16 protein-coding genes, 1 tRNA gene and 2 pseudogenes are annotated in these 17,054 nt (G+C 39.1%); 4 read left to right on the top strand and 15 right to left on the bottom strand.

The features are described from left to right. Nucleotides 1-1,068 (bottom strand): M50 family metallopeptidase, encoded by a 1,068-nt coding sequence (locus tag HT721_RS02075; RefSeq protein WP_173213091.1) that lies wholly within the window; start codon nt 1,066-1,068, stop codon nt 1-3. A gap of 18 nt (nt 1,069-1,086) precedes the next feature. Beyond that, the gene (locus HT721_RS02070; RefSeq protein WP_000257122.1) at nt 1,087-1,557 is read right to left on the bottom strand and encodes a DUF3013 family protein; all 471 of its coding nucleotides are present in this window, start codon (nt 1,555-1,557) and stop codon (nt 1,087-1,089) included. 119 nt (nt 1,558-1,676) lie between these two features. Between HT721_RS02070 and HT721_RS02065 the strand changes: the two genes are divergently transcribed. Next, nucleotides 1,677-2,948 carry a replication-associated recombination protein A gene (locus tag HT721_RS02065; RefSeq protein WP_173213092.1) on the top strand — a complete coding sequence of 424 codons (1,272 nt, stop codon included), beginning with the start codon at nt 1,677-1,679 and terminating at the stop codon, nt 2,946-2,948. 264 nt (nt 2,949-3,212) lie between these two features. Beyond that, nucleotides 3,213-3,285 (top strand) — tRNA-Lys (locus HT721_RS02060). A 207-nt stretch (nt 3,286-3,492) separates the two neighbouring features. Here the strand turns inward: HT721_RS02060 and HT721_RS02055 are convergent. The 6 genes and pseudogenes from HT721_RS02055 to HT721_RS02030 all read right to left on the bottom strand — a co-directional run bounded on the left by HT721_RS02055 (nt 3,493) and on the right by HT721_RS02030 (nt 9,740). Further along, nucleotides 3,493-4,812, bottom strand: coding sequence for a glycoside hydrolase family 32 protein (locus HT721_RS02055; protein ID WP_173213093.1), 1,320 nt, complete (start codon nt 4,810-4,812; stop codon nt 3,493-3,495). Between the two features lie 9 nt (nt 4,813-4,821). After that, complete coding sequence (locus HT721_RS02050) at nt 4,822-5,667, bottom strand: carbohydrate ABC transporter permease (protein ID WP_000819520.1); 846 nt, start codon at nt 5,665-5,667, stop codon at nt 4,822-4,824. Between the two features lies 1 nt (nt 5,668). Next, nucleotides 5,669-6,573: pseudogene (locus HT721_RS02045) on the bottom strand (sugar ABC transporter permease). A 97-nt stretch (nt 6,574-6,670) separates the two neighbouring features. Further along, the gene (locus HT721_RS02040; RefSeq protein WP_060628702.1) at nt 6,671-7,981 is read right to left on the bottom strand and encodes a sugar ABC transporter substrate-binding protein; all 1,311 of its coding nucleotides are present in this window, start codon (nt 7,979-7,981) and stop codon (nt 6,671-6,673) included. Between the two features lie 126 nt (nt 7,982-8,107). Next, on the bottom strand, nt 8,108-9,103 hold the full coding sequence (locus HT721_RS02035) for a LacI family DNA-binding transcriptional regulator (protein WP_173213096.1): 996 nt from the start codon (nt 9,101-9,103) through the stop codon (nt 8,108-8,110). Between the two features lie 181 nt (nt 9,104-9,284). Further along, nucleotides 9,285-9,740 (bottom strand): GNAT family N-acetyltransferase, encoded by a 456-nt coding sequence (locus HT721_RS02030; RefSeq protein WP_173213098.1) that lies wholly within the window; start codon nt 9,738-9,740, stop codon nt 9,285-9,287. Nucleotides 9,741-9,809: 69 nt separating this feature from the next. Between HT721_RS02030 and HT721_RS02025 the strand changes: the two genes are divergently transcribed. Next, entirely contained in the window at nt 9,810-10,469 is a 660-nt protein-coding gene (locus HT721_RS02025; RefSeq protein ID WP_173213100.1) for an A24 family peptidase, read from the top strand. 51 nt (nt 10,470-10,520) lie between these two features. Here the strand turns inward: HT721_RS02025 and HT721_RS02020 are convergent, their stop codons facing one another. Together HT721_RS02020 and HT721_RS02015 are read right to left on the bottom strand one after the other, a co-directional pair. Beyond that, nucleotides 10,521-11,672, bottom strand: a complete 1,152-nt coding sequence (locus HT721_RS02020; RefSeq protein WP_130886591.1) for an XRE family transcriptional regulator — start codon at nt 11,670-11,672, stop codon at nt 10,521-10,523. A gap of 14 nt (nt 11,673-11,686) precedes the next feature. Continuing rightward, nucleotides 11,687-12,418, bottom strand: a complete 732-nt coding sequence (locus tag HT721_RS02015; RefSeq protein ID WP_173213102.1) for a hypothetical protein — start codon at nt 12,416-12,418, stop codon at nt 11,687-11,689. A 228-nt stretch (nt 12,419-12,646) separates the two neighbouring features. On the opposite strand from HT721_RS02015, the pseudogene HT721_RS02010 reads away from it, so the two are divergent. Then, a pseudogene (locus HT721_RS02010) lies at nt 12,647-12,748 on the top strand (prepilin peptidase); the annotation flags it as partial. Here HT721_RS02010 and trpA read toward each other — a convergent pair. Genes trpA through trpD form a run of 5 tightly spaced genes read right to left on the bottom strand, consistent with a single transcriptional unit; the run spans nt 12,720 to nt 17,044 of the window. Beyond that, nucleotides 12,720-13,496 (bottom strand): tryptophan synthase subunit alpha, encoded by a 777-nt coding sequence (trpA, locus tag HT721_RS02005; RefSeq protein WP_112443832.1) that lies wholly within the window; start codon nt 13,494-13,496, stop codon nt 12,720-12,722. The pseudogene HT721_RS02010 and the gene trpA sit on opposite strands and share 29 nt — an antisense overlap. Continuing rightward, nucleotides 13,489-14,712: a tryptophan synthase subunit beta gene (trpB, locus tag HT721_RS02000; protein ID WP_049491302.1), complete on the bottom strand. Its 1,224-nt coding sequence runs from the start codon at nt 14,710-14,712 to the stop codon at nt 13,489-13,491. Before trpB ends, trpA begins: the two co-directional genes overlap by 8 nt. Next, entirely contained in the window at nt 14,690-15,289 is a 600-nt protein-coding gene (locus HT721_RS01995) for a phosphoribosylanthranilate isomerase (protein ID WP_173213104.1), read from the bottom strand. Before HT721_RS01995 ends, trpB begins: the two co-directional genes overlap by 23 nt. Continuing rightward, nucleotides 15,276-16,043 (bottom strand): indole-3-glycerol phosphate synthase TrpC, encoded by a 768-nt coding sequence (trpC, locus tag HT721_RS01990; protein WP_173213106.1) that lies wholly within the window; start codon nt 16,041-16,043, stop codon nt 15,276-15,278. The genes HT721_RS01995 and trpC overlap by 14 nt, the downstream gene beginning before the upstream one ends. Continuing rightward, nucleotides 16,040-17,044: an anthranilate phosphoribosyltransferase gene (gene trpD / locus HT721_RS01985; protein ID WP_173213109.1), complete on the bottom strand. Its 1,005-nt coding sequence runs from the start codon at nt 17,042-17,044 to the stop codon at nt 16,040-16,042. Before trpD ends, trpC begins: the two co-directional genes overlap by 4 nt. Nucleotides 17,045-17,054: the final 10 nt, after the last annotated feature.

Genomic DNA, 17,054 nt, shown 5'->3' with positions numbered 1-17,054 from the left:
TTAGACTCCTTCGGTTAATTCCTTTTCCAGCTCGGCTAACCAATTTTGATAATAGCTTTTCTCATCCCGTAACATCCGGCTGCTATTCATTTTCTGTCTAGCAATCTTCATAGCCTTGTGAGTTTGAACTACATCTTTCCTTACCTTAAATTGATACCAAGCTTGAATGATCTGCATATCTGCTGTTTTTAGAGATAAAAAGGATTTAACCCCTCGAATACTTGCATATTCTTCCGCTTTCTTATTATCTCCTTCTATCAGAACAATTTGAAGAAGGTATAATTGAGAAATAGTTTTAGACATTGGATTATCTGTTTTCTCTAGCACAGACTGAAACTCTTGCTTTGCAAGCTCTATATTATCATCCAATATGAATACCAACCCCTGAAGAGTCTGAACACTTTCTGCAAAACTCCCTCTCACCTCCTCATCAACAGACATGACAAAGTCTTTTAAATCATATTCTTGAGGAGCTAGCAAGGTCTGGGCAGAATGCCTCAACATCAGGTAGGCATATTTCGTATTTTCAGGGTGTTGTAGCAATTCCCAAATTTTTGCGCCATCGGTGATGCCGACTGGCAAAATGTTATTTAGGAAGAAAGACAAATTAAGAAAAATCCAAGTCCCTGCAAAATACCAGCTTCTTGTCAAAAATACAAACAATATCGCCAATAATATCAAGCTGAGATGAACCATCAAGCCTCCTGAAAGCATCAAGATGATTCTTTGATCGCTTTCATCCTCTTTTAAACCAATGTATTGAGCACCAACATTTTTCAGAATGGCTGTTCTACTAAGATGAAACCTGCCTGACTTTTTGGTCAAAATAAAATGTCCTAATCCAAAAGCCACCAGCCGATAGCCTGTCAAGTAACCACAAAAAGCATGTCCCAGCTCATGAAGAATAAAGATTAAATATATACTTAGAAGAGCGAAGGCATAACCAAAAGTAAAGACTAAAACTGCGGAATACCCCAACTCTGCAAATGCGATTGTTCCACAAGCAAAAGCCAGCATAATACAGACAATAGCTAGCACATAAACCAAATAAATCCCAATTTTCTTCATAAAATCTCCATCCAACTCCTAGTATCTCGGATAAGGATAAAACTCTCCCTCTTCCAAGCCGACTTTTCCTTCTTCAAAGACTTCTTGGTTCCATTCCATGACAAATTCTTCTGCCTCTGGGTCTTCCAAAAAGTCCATAAGGGCATCTAGTCCAACCTCTGCAGTGTCTTTGAGGAATAGAGCAAAATAAGCTAGAAATTCGCGAGAAAAGCCTTTTTTAGGCAAGTAAGGGATGACCGTCAAATAGTCTTCCTCATTGACGGTTGATTTGGCAGGATTGTAGAAAAGAACTGCTTCTTCAAAGAGAATGTCATCTGACGAAACCTCTCCGTCTTCATCTACCATCTCCACACCTGCAGCATTTTGCGCTTCCAATAGAAAACTCACTTCAACTGCGTGGTTGCGTTTGTCCCAACTAATCTCAAAGTCAAAGGGAAAGTTCTTCTCCAACTCTTCCTCTAAAACATCTAAAAATCCATATGTTGCCATTTTGTCCTCTTTCTATCTATGCGACTCTTAAATCGCCCCGATTGCTCGGAAATATGCTAAAATAGATACTACCATCTTACCACATATACATCAGAAAATCCACGTTAGAAAGGACTGCTATGCCAGACAATCTCGCGCTTCGCATGCGCCCTAAAACCATCGACCAGGTAATCGGTCAGGAGCATCTGGTCGGACCTGGAAAAATCATCCGCCGCATGGTGGAAGCCAACCGCCTGTCCTCCATGATTCTATATGGCCCTCCGGGAATCGGCAAAACCAGTATTGCCTCTGCCATCGCTGGAACGACCAAGTATGCCTTTCGAACTTTCAATGCGACAGTTGATAGTAAAAAGCGACTGCAAGAAATTGCGGAAGAGGCGAAATTCTCTGGTGGTCTCGTCCTATTACTAGACGAGATTCATAGACTAGATAAAACCAAGCAAGACTTCCTCTTGCCTCTCTTGGAAAGTGGACTGGTCATCATGATTGGGGCTACGACTGAAAATCCTTTCTTTTCTGTCACTCCAGCCATTCGTAGCCGTGTTCAAATTTTTGAGTTGGAACCTCTGTCTAACCAAGACGTCAAAGAGGCTCTTCAGATAGCTCTAAGTAACCCTGAGCGTGGTTTTGATTTTCCAGTAGAACTAGATGAGGATGCGCTGGATTTCATCGCAACCTCTACAAACGGAGACCTGCGCTCTGCCTTTAACTCACTAGATTTGGCAGTTCTCTCTACCCCTGAAAATGACAAGGGCATTCGCCATATCACCCTAGACATCATGGAAAATAGCCTGCAGCGGAGCTACATCACTATGGATAAGGATGGAGATGGTCACTATGATGTTCTCTCAGCCCTGCAAAAGTCTATCCGTGGCTCAGATGTGGATGCCAGTCTCCACTATGCTGCCCGCTTGATTGAGGCTGGTGATTTGCCCAGTCTCGCTCGTCGCTTGACTGTTATCGCCTATGAAGATATCGGCTTAGCCAATCCTGAAGCCCAGATTCACACCGTGACTGCTCTGGATGCCGCTCAAAAGATTGGTTTCCCAGAAGCCCGCATTCTCATTGCCAATGTCGTCATTGATTTGTCACTTTCTCCAAAATCCAACTCAGCCTATGTAGCTATGGATAAGGCACTTGCTGACCTCAAAACATCAGGTCATTTGCCCATTCCACGACACCTGCGTGATGGGCACTACAGTGGAAGCAAGGAACTGGGGAATGCCCAAGACTATCTCTATCCACACAACTATCCTGGAAATTGGGTCAAGCAAGACTATCTGCCAGAAAAAATTCGTAATCATCACTATTTCCAAGCAGAAGATACTGGTAAATATGAACGGGCTTTGGCTCAAAGAAAGGAAGCTATCGACCATTTGCGAAAAATCTGAAATCCTTTTCAAAAAATTGCACTTTCCTCTTGATTTTTTTTGAAAAAGTGGTATCATATAAACATAGAAACGCTGTGGTGTACGACTTCACACTTAAGTGTTGACCGACTATTTTTTGTATTATTAGGGAAACAAAAGTCTTCTAACAGCATGTAGGCCGTCTCACACGGAAACAGCTTCAGTTAGAGCGAGTTGCCCACCTGCTTAATTGCGCGGGTTCAATACAAACCGTGAAGTTTCGGCACCAATACAGCTTTTTTATTTGCCTCCTTAGCTCAGCTGGCAGAGCAGCGGACTCTTAATCCGTGGGTCACAGGTTCGATCCCTGTAGGGGGCATCTAAATACAACAGGAAAAGCCTTGGAACCAAGGTTTTTTTGCTTAAATAAAATTTTTTTCAAATTCTTTAGAAAACTAGCTTAAATCATAATCCAACACCAATTTTACAAATACTATAAACTAAGCTTATATACCCAAAACACAAAAAGTTCTCTTTCCATTTTGCTAGAAAGAGAACTTTTTCTTTAGGAGAAATAACTTAATTTTTAATCGATTCGTGATAGCTTAGCTGGCACTGTTAAGTAATAAGTTGCAGTCAAGCTTGCTTCGCCTTGATTGACAAAAATCTCGATGGAATTTTTATCTAAAATAACATCCAATTCTTTAGCTTCAATATCTACATACCGTCGACTAGTGTCCTGTTCTTCTTCACCTAGAATTTTTTGAACAAGATGGCTACGATCAATGTAAACTTGCTGCGCATTACTGTCATAACCAAATTCAAGATAATCTGTATCATTTCCTAAGTGGTAATGACAATCTTTATCTATTTGGATTTGATATTGGCCTTTTTTAACAGGGAATTGTCTTAGTTTGCCATCTTCCAACCTTAGAATTCTAGGTAAAGTCATGGCACATGCCCACTTGTGTTCTTGGTCATGGGTTGGAAGGGTACGCCCCCATGTCTGCATCCAAGCAATCAGGATACGACGATTTTGATCGTCCAACAATGTTTGAGGCGCATAGAAGTCTTGCCCATGATCAATTTCTTGAACTGATTCTGGGATAAAACGTTTTTCTCCCCAATCTACCTTACCCGTAAACAAAACCGATGAGTTGATGTTATGATATGAGTCTCCCTCACGCTGATAACGCATGGGTGACATAATAAGGCAATCCTTCCCATCTAACTCAAAGTAATCTGGGCATTCCCACATAAAGCCTTGGTGTTCTACCCCTTTTAAAAAGATGGATTCGAACCGCCATTCTACTAGGTTATCGGATCCTAGTAGAACGATACAGCCCACATTATCCTTGTGTTTGGCAGCTACTACGGAGTAATAGCGTCCATCTTTTTCAAAGAGTTTTGGATCACGGAAATCAGCAGCAATCAACTCATCTGGCAAGTCTGCTCCAGTTGCAACTGGATTTTGTTCAATCTTTTCAAAGTGAATCCCATCGTCTGAAAATGCCATATTTTGCACTTGACGAACACCTGTTTCTTCTTCGATATGTCCAGTGTACATGAGCCAGAGGCGATCATCCTTGACAATGGCAGAACCTGAGAAACATCCATTGCGGTCATAATCTTGGTCAGGAGCAAGTGCCACTGGCAAGTGCTCCCAAGTCACCAAGTCCTTACTTTTAGCATGACCCCAGTGCATAGGTCCCCAAACACTATCATAAGGATAGAATTGATAAAAGAGATGGTATTCTCCACGAAAATAGACAAATCCATTTGGATCATTGATCCAACCAATCTCAGCTGAAAAATGTTCTTCAGGCTTATATTGAGTATTTACGAGACGTTTATTTTCTGCTATAAAACGATTGGCTTTTTCTACTGTAAATGTTTTATTTATCATAAGTACATCCTATTTTATTCCAGTTCCGGAACCACCCAGACCTTGAACAATATATTTCTGAGCGACTACATAGACCAAAATCAACGGAATCGTTGAAATAGTTAATACAGCCATTACCTGATTGATATAAACTGGTTGAGTTGTATTAATAGTTGTAATTGCAACCTGCATTGAAAATTTAGAAGAATCTGTCAAAACCATCAATGGCCAAATATAATCATTCCAGCTTGAAATAAATGATAAAACGCCAACTGTAGCAACTGCAGGTTTAGACATTGGAAGCATAATTCTAAAGAAAATTCTAACGATACTTGCTCCGTCCATCTTTGCAGACTCAAGAATCTCTTCTGGAATTGCAATAAAGAAATTCCTAAATAAGTAAATATTAAATACACTCGCCAATCCTGGAATAATAACTGCAAGACGATTATTGACCAAACCTAAGGAATTGATAATGGTAAATTGTGGAATTAACACAGTTTCTACTGGAATAATAAGTAAAGCAAGTAAGAAACCAAATAAAATTTTCTTACCTGAAAAATTGACTTTTGCAAAAGCGAAACCGGCCAGTGCATTGACAATAATAGAACCAATAGCAAACGTTCCAGCATAAAAAATGCTGTTCCCTAGATATGTAAAAATACTAAAGCGCTCAAATACTTCCTGATAAGGTTTAAACCAATCAGCGGGATTTAAACTTGGTAAGAAGGCTTGCCAACTAGTCAAATTTTTATAAACATCCGCTTCTGGCTTCATGGCTGAAACTACCATCCAAACCATAGGAAAAAGGAAGAGTCCTGCCAATAGCGTTAACAGAATATATTCTAAGATTGTTGTTGGTTTAAATCGTTTCATCTTAGTCATCCTCCTTCAGAACGCGACGTTGCACTAAGCTAATCATACCAATTAACGTTGTAAATACTAAAGCGATTGAGCTAGAATATCCTACAAGACGATCAGTAAAACCTTGTTGATAAATATAGTACACCATAGTAATTGTTGAGTTTAATGGCCCACCTTGCGTCATAACCATTGGTTGTACAATTAGCTTAAAAGCAGAAATTAAAGTTGTTAACAATACAAACAGGGCTGTTGGTTTTAGTAGGGGCATCGTGATATAACGAAACTGAGCCCATTTTGAGAATCCATCTAATTCAGCAGCTTCATAGACATCTTGTGGAATATTCTGCATTCCTCCTAAAAATAAAAGCATCTGATAACCTGCACCCTGCCAAGCAGAAACAAAAACAATTGCATACATAGCTTGTTTAGGACTAGTCAAGAAAGGTTGAGAAGCAATACCTACCTTATTTAAAATAGCATTTAATAAGCCACTATTTGGATTTAAAAGATAAAGCCAAAGAATAGAAATAACTACCAAGGACATGACAACTGGAGCAAAAAAAGCCACTTTAAAAAACATATTCACCCTTTGCGCTTTTTATTAACAATCAAAGCCATTCCTAAGGCTGCTCCCAATTGAACTGGAATAATCCAAACCACAAATTTCAAAGTATTCAAGAAGCTCTTTAAGAAAATCGGATCCTTTATTAATCGAATAAAATTCTCAAATCCAACAAATTTTCTTTCATCTGGTGTCAACAAATAATAATCTGTAAAAGCGTAATAAATGACCATTCCAACTGGAATTACCAAAAAGATACCTAATAAAATTAAAGCTGGAGCTAAAAAACTATAACCTAGTATGTTATCTTTTATTTTTTCACGTCTTTTTGTATCCACAATAGTTTCTTTACTCATATTCATCTCCTTTAGTCATATATATATCAAACTAATCTACTAACAAGAAAGGGGAAGGTAGTTCCAAACGTTTTCCTTCCTCCTTCCTTTTTACAGATTATTTGAGTGACTGATCAATAGCAGTTTGCATTTCTTTTGTACGAGTATCCAAGACTTTTTGCACATTTGGATTTTCTTCATAATAGCTAATATCTTGCATTGCTTGTTGAAAAGCTCGAGAAACCTGAGGATATGCTACGACAACTGGGCGAGCATGAGCTGTTTTTGAATTTTGTTCCATCAAGAAACGCATTGGTTCGGATACTTTATCTTTGATATTTTCAATTGTAGATTTACGAATTGGAAGGACCGAATTCCCCAAGCTAATAATTTCACTTGATTCTGTATTTGTAGCAAATTTAACAAATTCAGATGCTGCTTCTTTTTTATCAGATTTTGTCGTAACAGCTAATTGCCAACTACCTGAAGGGGATACTAATTTTTTCGTCTTACTAGATACTGGGTAAGGAAGGATACCAAAATCAATATCTTTGTAGTTTGTATTCATGTCAGCAATCGTCCAAGAACCACTCAAAAGCATTGGATACTCTCCTGTTTCAAAACCTTTTTCGACTGGACTAACAGTTGTATAACCTTCTTTTACAAGATTTTGAATGAATTGAACTGCTTCTACACTCTCTTTGGAGTTGAAGTATCCTTCTGCCTTTGTTCCATCTTCGTTTACGACAGAACCATTATTTGACCAAATCAACGGCATATAAGCATATGGCAACATTTCATCGTTTGAATTAATACGAAAATCAATTGCCGGTTTGTTATAATGATCTTTCAATTTTTTAGCAATCGTATTAAATTCGTCCCATGTCCATGGCTTTTCTAGCGTTGGAAGCTCTGATTCCGCAATTCCGGCCTCTTTGAACATTTTTTTGTTGTAATAAACACCAACATTCGATTCAGAAAATCCAAATGCATAGAATTTGCCATCATAAGTTCCTTGTTGTTTAATACTGTCCAAAACATCATCCATATTATTATCTTTTAGATAATCATCTAGCGGAGTAATCACTTTAGATTTTGCATAAGCTGCCGTATTTGGTCCATCAAGGGTAATAACATCTGGAAGACTATTAGTCGTGATAGCAGCATTAACCTTGTCTTCATATCCTCCACCACTACCACTACGAGGAATATACTCAGTTACAACTTTGTACTTACTTTTTCCTGATTGATTAAAGTTGTCAACAACTTTTTGCCAAGCTTTTCCTTCATTGGTTTCGTCAGAGAATTGTACCCAGACTTTAATATCATTTGAAGAACTAGCTTGTTTTGAGTTAGTTCCTCCACTACAACCTGCAAGTATAGCTAACGATAGCCCCGCAACAACAGATAACATTGTACCTTTACGCATTATTTTCCTCCTTTTTGAAACGTTTCATTTTTTATTTATTTTTTAAACAAGCTTCTAGCCTGTTTTTGAAACGTTTCATTTGATGATTATATTATAACAGCGCTTTCATTAATTGTCAAGCGCTTTTTAAATTTTTTTTGTTGTTTTATCTCCCCAAAAATATGTGGGAATTACGATTCGTTTTTCTAGAATCTCTTCCCGCTTAATCATTTTCAGTATCATTGCAACAGATTCTTTTGCCATCATACCAATATCTTGAACTATTGTAGACACTAGATAAGATTGATCGACAGAAGTTTTTAAACCATCAAACCCAATTATCTGGTAATCATCAGGTGCTATTTTCCCCAGTTCTTTCATAACACTAATAACTCTCAGAGCCATCATATCATTTATTGTAAATATACCATCAATTTCTTTATGAGATTGCAAAAAAACTCTTATCTGATCTTCAGGATTTATTAAAGGTTCTTTCATTTCAAAATTATAGACATCTACTCCTAATTCCTTAGCTTTTTCTCTGAATCCTTTACTTCTGAGTATAGTCTCATTCTCATACATATTAATTGAACCAATAAAAGCAAGGTGCTTATTATCCCTTCTAACCAGTTCCTCTGCTGCAGTTTGTCCTCCTTTGTAATTTGCTGAAGTAACATAGCATACATTTTCCGAAAAATGTCTATCTATACTTACAAACGGTAAATCAGATAAAATATATTTGTCAATATCAGAATATGTAATACCAATAATTCCATCCACTTTATTTTGTTTCAACATTTCGATATATTCGATTTCATTTTGTGAATCGCTATCAGCGTTACAAATAAATAATTTATAATTATATTTTAATAACTCTTTCTCAACATGATAGGCAAACTCCGAGAAAAACGGATGCCATATGCTCGGAATAATCAAAGCGATAGTTTCTGTTCTATTCTTTTTCATACCTCGAGCATAATTATCAGGGATATAGTCCAATGTTTTTATAGCCCTTTGAACTTTCCTTAAGGTTACTTCTTTAATGCCTTTTTCTTTATTAATCACACGTGAAACTGTTCCAACACTAACTCCTGCTTCTAAAGCAACATCTTTCATGGTAATTGATTTTCTTTGTTCTACCATCTTATCACCTCCTTTCAATATATAGTATCATGCAAACGCTTTTTTAGCAACTATTTCTCAATCATTTTTGTCCAGACCCTTTTTCCCATCATGAATAAAATCACTCCAATTAGCTTTTGAAAATACTTCAATTTTCATATGTAAACATCTACATAAAACAGGAAAAGACTTTTTTTGCTTTCTATCTCCTCTTTTTCATGATGTATTTTCGTACAGGTGTTTCAACCATTTGAACGATTTCAAATCCTTCTTTTTGATAAAGGTGCTGGGCTGCTTGATTTGCTTCGAAGACATTTAGAGAAATACTGTCTATGTCTCCATTTTCAAAGGCCAAACTAACAAATTTCCTGAAAACCTGGCTACCTAAGCCCTGCCCCTGTTTCTCGGGATTGATAAAAAATCTTCCAATATGAAGATTCCTGCCTTCTAGCCTGATTTTCTGGATAAGTCCCACAAACTCTTGTCCATCAAAGATTGAAAAGATTCCTTCCAACTCTTGCAAAACTTGAATTGTCAAGGGAAAAGGAATCATTGTTCCCATCCATTGTTCTTGAAAGGATTTGCCAAGAGAGTTGGACCATTTGCATACGAGCTGAGCGTTTTCTGTACTCACCTTTTCTTCAAAACGAATTATCATCTTTGCCTCACCATCTTATCTATGTTTCTCCATTATACTACTTCTCCCATTTTTTACGAATAGATAAGTATGATTGATTTTTATTTTTTTCTTGTTGGGAGCATTCTCGCTTCCTTTCTTGGTTTGGTCATTGACCGCTTTCCAGAGCAATCTATTATCTTTCCAGCTAGTCATTGTGATTCCTGTCAGACTCGCTTGCGGCCCTTAGATTTGATTCCGATTCTCTCGCAGGTTTTTAATCGCTTTCGCTGTCGCTACTGCAAGGCTACTTATCCTGTCTGGTATGCCCTTTTTGAACTAGGCTTAGGGCTCCTATTTCTGTCCTGGTCTTGGAGCTTTCTTTCCTTGGGTCAAGTCATCCTAATCACTGCTGGTTTGACCTTGGGCATCTACGACTTTCGCCATCAGGAATATCCCTTACTGGTCTGGATGACTTTTCATATAATCCTAATGGCCTGCTCTGGCTGGAATCTAGTCATGGTCTTCTTCCTTGTACTTGGAATTGTGGCTCATTTTATCGATATCCGCATGGGCGCAGGGGATTTTCTCTTTTTAGCTTCTTGTGCTATCGTCTTTAGCGCAACAGAATTACTGATCTTGATTCAGTTTGCTTCGGCGACGGGCATCCTAGCCTTTCTCCTGCAAAAGAAAAAGGAAAGACTTCCTTTTGTGCCTTTCCTCTTACTCGCTACTTGTGTGATTATTTTTGGTAAGCTACTGCTTGTTTGATAAAGTCCAATTTCTGCCATATGTCCTTCATGAAATTATTTCACAGTTAAATTATAAATTATTTCTTTTATACAAAGGAATGATGTTATCAAATCGATCCGTTCTTTTATCTTCTTGATACTGATCAAAAAATTTCATTTCGACTGAAAATATTTCGCTTATAAACTGTAAACGAATACTTTGTTTAGACATTATAGTCGCTAGACTGACTAGATGATTACTCAAAACGACGTCCAGAATACTCTTTACTTTGCTTGGTTTTTTAACAAAAATTTGATCATCCAGAGGTTCTATCATTTTGTAACCTTTTTGCGCAATTTGACGATAAAAGTAAGAATGTTGCTTTGGAGTCAATAATCCTAACTTAAAAGCTCGATACTCTAAAGCCTGTATCGAAACATTCAAATCCGACTTCAATAAAATATAACTATCAGGATTGCTGACACGCTTGCCAACCCTCTCTTCAAATTTGACTAAAAACTCTTCTTTTGGCAATAAAAAACATGATGCAAAATAATTTGCTTCTTGCTCCAAACGATCGCCATCTTCATTCATATCTTTATATTTGTGTAAAAGAATATGTCCTAGCTCATGAGCTAAGTCAAAATTTCGACGTACAGATGATTTATTCGTTCCCAACACAATATAAGGTCTTCCCAATTTTGACCATGCGCTATAAGCATCAGCTTGGCCATTAATTAATCGTTCCACGATATAGATGCCTGAACGTTCTAATTTATAAAGCAAATCATGATTATCTTTTGAAATACCTAATTTTTCCCTGGCATAAAGAGCCAATTCCTCAATGGATTCTCCCTTATGATAAGATTCACTCACTACATTACTTAGGTCATGAATTGTAATATTAGGTATAATTACAAAACTTTCAAAATAATCAATCAAACTATCTACCTTATGTAAATACATAGTTTGAATATCTATTGTTTTCCGTGTTGCTAGGTCTGCATTTCTAAAGGCAATTACAGAAGAATCAAATCGAATACTTTCTTCTTCTTGTTCAAAATAAGTTAAATCAACATGAAATTGGTTGGCCAAATGCATTTTGGTTGATAATTTAGGTTTCGTTTCGTTGGACTCAAACTGCCAAATGGCTTGTTCCGTTAAATCAATTCTCTGAGCTAATTCTGCTCTACTTAAACCATTTAACAGCCGTAATTCTTTCAATACCCGACCATTAAACATTTACATACTCCTTACTACTTTTGACCTTCTTGTTTTTCTATTCTTGGAATAATTTCAAAATCTTCTGTTTCCGATAATTCTGAAAAATTAGGAATATTTTGATATTTAGCTTCTTCGAAATGGTACGAACTTGATTGAATATACTCAGACAAATCTTGAATCAAGTGTAACTGACCAGTTCGTGCATCAGGCATAACAACATCTACAGATATAATATTGTTTTCTAAGTCCGCCTCATAAGTTAAAATCATAAATTTTTCGATATTCGAATTTTTAGTAGCTTGTTCAATTTCTTGAATCATTTCATCAGAAACTAACTCCATCTGAATTGGAAAAGAATGACTATCTTCATCATTTTTATAGGAAGAATGTTGATTAAGATAAAGTGTATTCATCTGAGCATATTCAAATAAGTAGCCACTCTTATTTTTTTGTACCAAAGGAAATTGGTTCGTAAGTCGCTTCTTACCCTTTATAATTAACAATACTTTCCCATATTTTTCTGTATTTGTTTCAAATTCTAAATATCCCCAAGTCTGTCCTGCTAATTTTAATTTATACTCAAACAAATCTGCTGATGCAAATGCAGTATCAATATGATTAGGTCGCGTCCATGCATAACCATTCGACACTATCATGGTCTCTCTTTTTTCTATACGTTCATCTACATAATCTTTTTGCCCTTTCATCAAAGTATCTACAATTTTTTGTGCCTCAAGCGAATCAAAGAGATCCTGATTCAACATAATTCTTCCTCCTTCAAATTCTTTTTAATGAATTATATCATTTTCTTAAAGAAATTACTACAATAATTAGCTTTTTCTTAAAGTTGCATATCAGAGTAATTTAGAAAATTATATCTTCTATAGTAAAATCAATTAAAAACTGAACAAATTTATTGGGAAATTCAAATCACTTTCTTAAAATATTTTAGGAATCATAATGTACTATTCCAGATTCAATTCATTATAAAACTAGCCTTTCTCCTACAAAAGAAAAAGGAAAGACTTCCTTTCGTGCCTTTCCTCTTGTTCGCTGCTTGTGTAATTATTTTTGGTAAGCTACTGCTTGTTTGATAAAGTCCTCAATTGGCTCTCCTTCATGGAGAGCTTTTACGATTTTTGAACCGACGATAACGCCATCTGACACCGCATTGAAGCGTTCTACATCGGCTTGACTAGATACGCCAAAACCTGTCAATACTGGGATATCAGCTACTTGATGCAGTTGAGTCAAGTGCTTGTCCAAGTCTGCACGGTAATTGCCAGATTTCCCTGTCACCCCATTGATGGCAACGGCATAGACAAATCCTTCTGCCCCTTCAATCAACTCTTTCTGGCGCTCAATTCCTGTCGTCAAACTAACTAGGGGAATCAAGGCCATGTCTGTATCTGCCAAAAATGGTTCTACAAAGTTGGCATGCTCATGAGGCAGGTCTGGAATAATCAAGCCCTTAACCGCTGTATCTTCCAAATCTTTGACAAAGTTCTCCACACCGTACTGAAAGAGGGGGTTGAAGTAGGTCATGATGACAAGTGGCACCTCTGTTTGAATGGTTTTCAAGGTTTCAACCAAAGCCTGGGTAGAGGTCCCGTGGGCTAAACTGCGCAAGCCAGCTTCTTCGATAACAGGTCCATCTGCAACAGGGTCTGAAAAGGGAATACCCACTTCAATAGCCGAAACACCCAAATCTTCTAAAAAGTGTATTGTTTCTCCTAGTCCATCCAAACCTTTTTCGTGGTCCCCAGCCATGATATAAGGAACGAAAATTCCTTTTCCAGTTGCTTTTATAGCGTTTAATTTTTCTGTTAGTGTCTTAGGCATGAGCTTCTCCCTTCTTTGCTGCATCTGCTTCCAAGCGGTCTTTGACTTGAACCACATCCTTATCCCCACGACCTGATAGACAGACAATCATAGACTTATCCGGTCCAAGTTCTTTGGCCAACTTCACCGCAAAAGCGATCGCATGGCTTGATTCCAAGGCTGGGATAATCCCTTCCACACGAGACAAGAGTTGGAATCCTTCCAAGGCTTCTTCGTCTGTCACAGGGACATAGCTGGCACGTTTAATATCGTGGTAGTGAGAATGTTCTGGACCGATACCAGGATAGTCCAAACCTGCTGAGATAGAGAAGGCTTCAAGAATTTGACCATGGGCATCTTGGAGCACATCCATGAGAGAACCGTGAAGGACACCCGGACGACCCTTGGTCAAGGTAGCTGCGTGGTGCTCTGTATCCACACCAAGTCCTGCTGCTTCAGCCCCATACATAGCTACAGACTCATCTTCTACAAAGGGATGGAAGAGCCCGATAGCATTAGAACCACCACCAACACAGGCTACTAGGGCATCTGGCAGATCTTGACCTGTCATATCGCGATACTGTTGTTTAGCTTCTCGACCAATGACACTTTGGAAGTCACGAACGATTTCTGGGAATGGATGAGGTCCCAAGGCAGAACCAAGGATATAGTGGGTATCATCGATATTAGCCACCCATGAACGAAGGGCTGCATTGACCGCATCCTTGAGCACGCGCGAACCATCTGTCACTGCCTCAACCTTGGCTCCCAAAAGCTCCATACGGAAGACATTGAGGGCTTGGCGTTTGACATCTTCCTCACCCATGTAGATAGTACATTCCATGTTAAAGAGGGCTGCAGCAGTTGCAGTTGCCACACCGTGCTGACCAGCACCTGTTTCAGCGATAATTTTCTTTTTGCCCATGCGTTTAGCCAGAAGAACTTGTCCCAAGGCATTGTTAATCTTGTGGGCCCCTGTATGGTTAAGGTCTTCACGTTTAAGATAAATCTTGGCTCCGCCGATATGCTGGGTCAAGTTTTTTGCGTAGTAAAGGGGAGTTTCACGTCCCACATACTGACGCAAAAGTTGGTTTAATTCCTCTTGGAAACTTGGGTCTGCCTGACTTTCACGGTAGGCCTTCTCCAATTCCAAAACTGCTGTCATCAATGTTTCTGGGACAAAACGTCCGCCGAATTTTCCGTAAAATCCATCTTTATTTGGTTCTTGATATGCCATTCTTTACCCTCTCTATAAATCTTCTAATCTTTTCATAATCTTTTTGTCCATCTGTCTCCACTCCGCTTGATACATCTACTGCATAGGGAGTAAAGTGTTGAATTGCTTTTACTACATTGCCTTCATTAAGCCCACCTGCGATAAAGAAAGGCTGAGTTAGTCCAATCGTATCCAGTTGAGCCCAGTCAAAGGTCTGGCCACTCCCAGCCACAGGGGCATCAAAGAGTAGATAGTCTGCCTGAGAATTGGGTACATGCCCCTCTCCATCCACCTGCACAGCCTGAATACTGGCACAAGGCAAATTCTCAAACAAATCATCTGCCACCTGACCGTGAACTTGAACCAAGTCCAAGCCAACTTTGTCAATGACTTCTAGCAGTTGAGCCCGACTTGGTAAAACAAATACACCAACCTTTTTGACATCCGCAGGAATATGCTTTGCCAGCTCAGCAGCCTGATCCAAGGTCACCTGTCTTTTACTAGGTGCGAAGACAAAACCGATATAGTCGGCTCCTGCTGACACGGCTGTCTCCACCGCTTCTTTGGTCGATAGTCCGCAAATTTTAACCTTTGTCAATCTGCAACTCCTTGATTCTCTGGGCCACATCTTCCGCCTGCATGAGAGCTGTCCCTACCAAAATTCCGTTAAAGTATGGCGCTACTCGTTCCGCATCCTGCCCTGTAAAAATAGCAGATTCAGAAATGTACAAGCAATCATCTTTGAAATGTTTAGCCAAGTCCACACTGGTCTGCAAGTCAACTTCAAAGGTGATCAAGTTGCGGTTATTGACCCCGATAATCTGGGCACCAAGTCTGTGAGCCACTTCTAGTTCAGCTAGATTATGAGTCTCCACTAAAACTTCCAGACCAAGCTCTGTCGCGTAGTCATACAGTTCCTTGAGGCGTTCTTCTGACAAGGCAGCCACAATGAGCAGGATGACTGTCGCACCTGCATTGCGAGCTCGAATGATTTGCTTTTCATCGATGATAAAGTCCTTGTTAAGCGTCGGAATGTTTACCTGACTGGAAATCTCCCGTAGATAATCCAAATGTCCTTTAAAGAAAACTTCATCTGTCAAAACAGAAATCATCACTGCTCCGTTTTCTTCATAAGTCTGGGCCTGTTGCACAATATCCACATCGAGATTGATATCTCCCAAACTAGGGCTAGCCTTCTTGACCTCAGCGATTACCTGCAAGCGGTCCTGATGATTCTTCAAAAATTCTGCCAAGCGATATGTCTGGCGCAGGGGCTGGATTTCCTCCAGCTCCATCTGCTCTACCTCACGCGCCTTCTGCTCCAAAATTCGTGCTAAAAATTCCTGACTCATTTTTGGTACTCCTGTAACAGTCTGAGTTTTTCAAGGGCCTTGCCACTAGCAATCACTTGGCGGGCCAAGGCAACTCCATCCTTGATATTATCTACCTTACCATTAGCATAGAAACCAAGACCAGCATTTAAAACTGTAGTTTCCAAGAATGGACTTGGTTCGTTTTTAAGAACGCTGAGCAAAATTTCTGCATTTTCCTGAGCATTGCCTCCACGAATATCTTCGATAGCGTAGCGCTCCATCCCAAAATCCTCTGGAGTAAAGCTTGACAAGGTGATTTCGCCATTTTCCAGAAGAGCAATCTTGGTTGTTCCGTTCAAGCCGGCTTCATCCAAACCTTCTGGTCCAGCAACCACGATGGCACGTTTGCGACCCATATTTTTCAATACCTGAGCTGTACTTTCTAGCAGTTCTGGACGACTAATTCCAAGAAGCTGCGTTTCCAAGGCCATTGGGTGAATCAGGGGACCAGTCAAGTTCATGATCGTTGGAATTCCCAATTCCAAACGGGCTGGCATGATGTATTTCATAGCTGGGTGCATATTTTTAGCAAAGAGAAAGACGATGCCAGTTTTATCAAAAACCTTACCTAGTTCAGCTGGTTTGAGGTCTAAGTTGATCCCCAAGGCTTCGAGGACATCTGCAGAACCAGATTTAGAAGAAATCGAGCGGTTACCGTGTTTTGCCATGTGAACACCACCACCAGCCAAGACAAAGGCTGCAGTTGTGGAAATATTAAAACTGAAAGACTTGTCCCCACCTGTACCACAGTTGTCCATGGCATCATGAATCTCAGTTGGAATATGTTGGGCATGCCCTCTCATGACTTGGGCAATGGCTGTGCGTTCTTCAGGTGTTTCCCCCTTCATCTTAAGAGCCAAAAGGAGAGAAGCAATCTGCGCCTCCGTTACACGCCCAGTTACGATACGCTCGATGACATCCGTCATTTCCACACCTGATAAATTTTCAAATTTTGCTAGTTTTTCAATAATCTCTTTCATCCTAGTTTCC

This window comes from Streptococcus sp. 4094 (genome assembly GCF_013277125.1).
Classification (GTDB): Bacteria; Bacillota; Bacilli; order Lactobacillales; family Streptococcaceae; genus Streptococcus.
The sequence above is the reverse complement of the archived record's forward strand: the minus strand, read 5'-3'. Positions and strand labels throughout refer to the sequence as shown.

Bases quoted from the DNA above. Each gene is read 5' to 3' on its own strand.
- HT721_RS02075 (WP_173213091.1), bottom strand. From the start codon at position 1,068: ATGAAGAAAATTGGGATTTATTTGGTTTATGTGCTAGCTATTGTCTGT.
- HT721_RS02070 (WP_000257122.1), bottom strand. From the start codon at position 1,557: ATGGCAACATATGGATTTTTAGATGTTTTAGAGGAAGAGTTGGAGAAG.
- HT721_RS02065 (WP_173213092.1), top strand. From the start codon at position 1,677: ATGCCAGACAATCTCGCGCTTCGCATGCGCCCTAAAACCATCGACCAG.
- HT721_RS02055 (WP_173213093.1), bottom strand. From the start codon at position 4,812: ATGATAAATAAAACATTTACAGTAGAAAAAGCCAATCGTTTTATAGCA.
- HT721_RS02050 (WP_000819520.1), bottom strand. From the start codon at position 5,667: ATGAAACGATTTAAACCAACAACAATCTTAGAATATATTCTGTTAACG.
- HT721_RS02040 (WP_060628702.1), bottom strand. From the start codon at position 7,981: ATGCGTAAAGGTACAATGTTATCTGTTGTTGCGGGGCTATCGTTAGCT.
- HT721_RS02035 (WP_173213096.1), bottom strand. From the start codon at position 9,103: ATGGTAGAACAAAGAAAATCAATTACCATGAAAGATGTTGCTTTAGAA.
- HT721_RS02030 (WP_173213098.1), bottom strand. From the start codon at position 9,740: ATGATAATTCGTTTTGAAGAAAAGGTGAGTACAGAAAACGCTCAGCTC.
- HT721_RS02025 (WP_173213100.1), top strand. From the start codon at position 9,810: ATGATTGATTTTTATTTTTTTCTTGTTGGGAGCATTCTCGCTTCCTTT.
- HT721_RS02020 (WP_130886591.1), bottom strand. From the start codon at position 11,672: ATGTTTAATGGTCGGGTATTGAAAGAATTACGGCTGTTAAATGGTTTA.
- HT721_RS02015 (WP_173213102.1), bottom strand. From the start codon at position 12,418: ATGTTGAATCAGGATCTCTTTGATTCGCTTGAGGCACAAAAAATTGTA.
- trpA (WP_112443832.1), bottom strand. From the start codon at position 13,496: ATGCCTAAGACACTAACAGAAAAATTAAACGCTATAAAAGCAACTGGA.
- trpB (WP_049491302.1), bottom strand. From the start codon at position 14,712: ATGGCATATCAAGAACCAAATAAAGATGGATTTTACGGAAAATTCGGC.
- trpC (WP_173213106.1), bottom strand. From the start codon at position 16,043: ATGAGTCAGGAATTTTTAGCACGAATTTTGGAGCAGAAGGCGCGTGAG.
- trpD (WP_173213109.1), bottom strand. From the start codon at position 17,044: ATGAAAGAGATTATTGAAAAACTAGCAAAATTTGAAAATTTATCAGGT.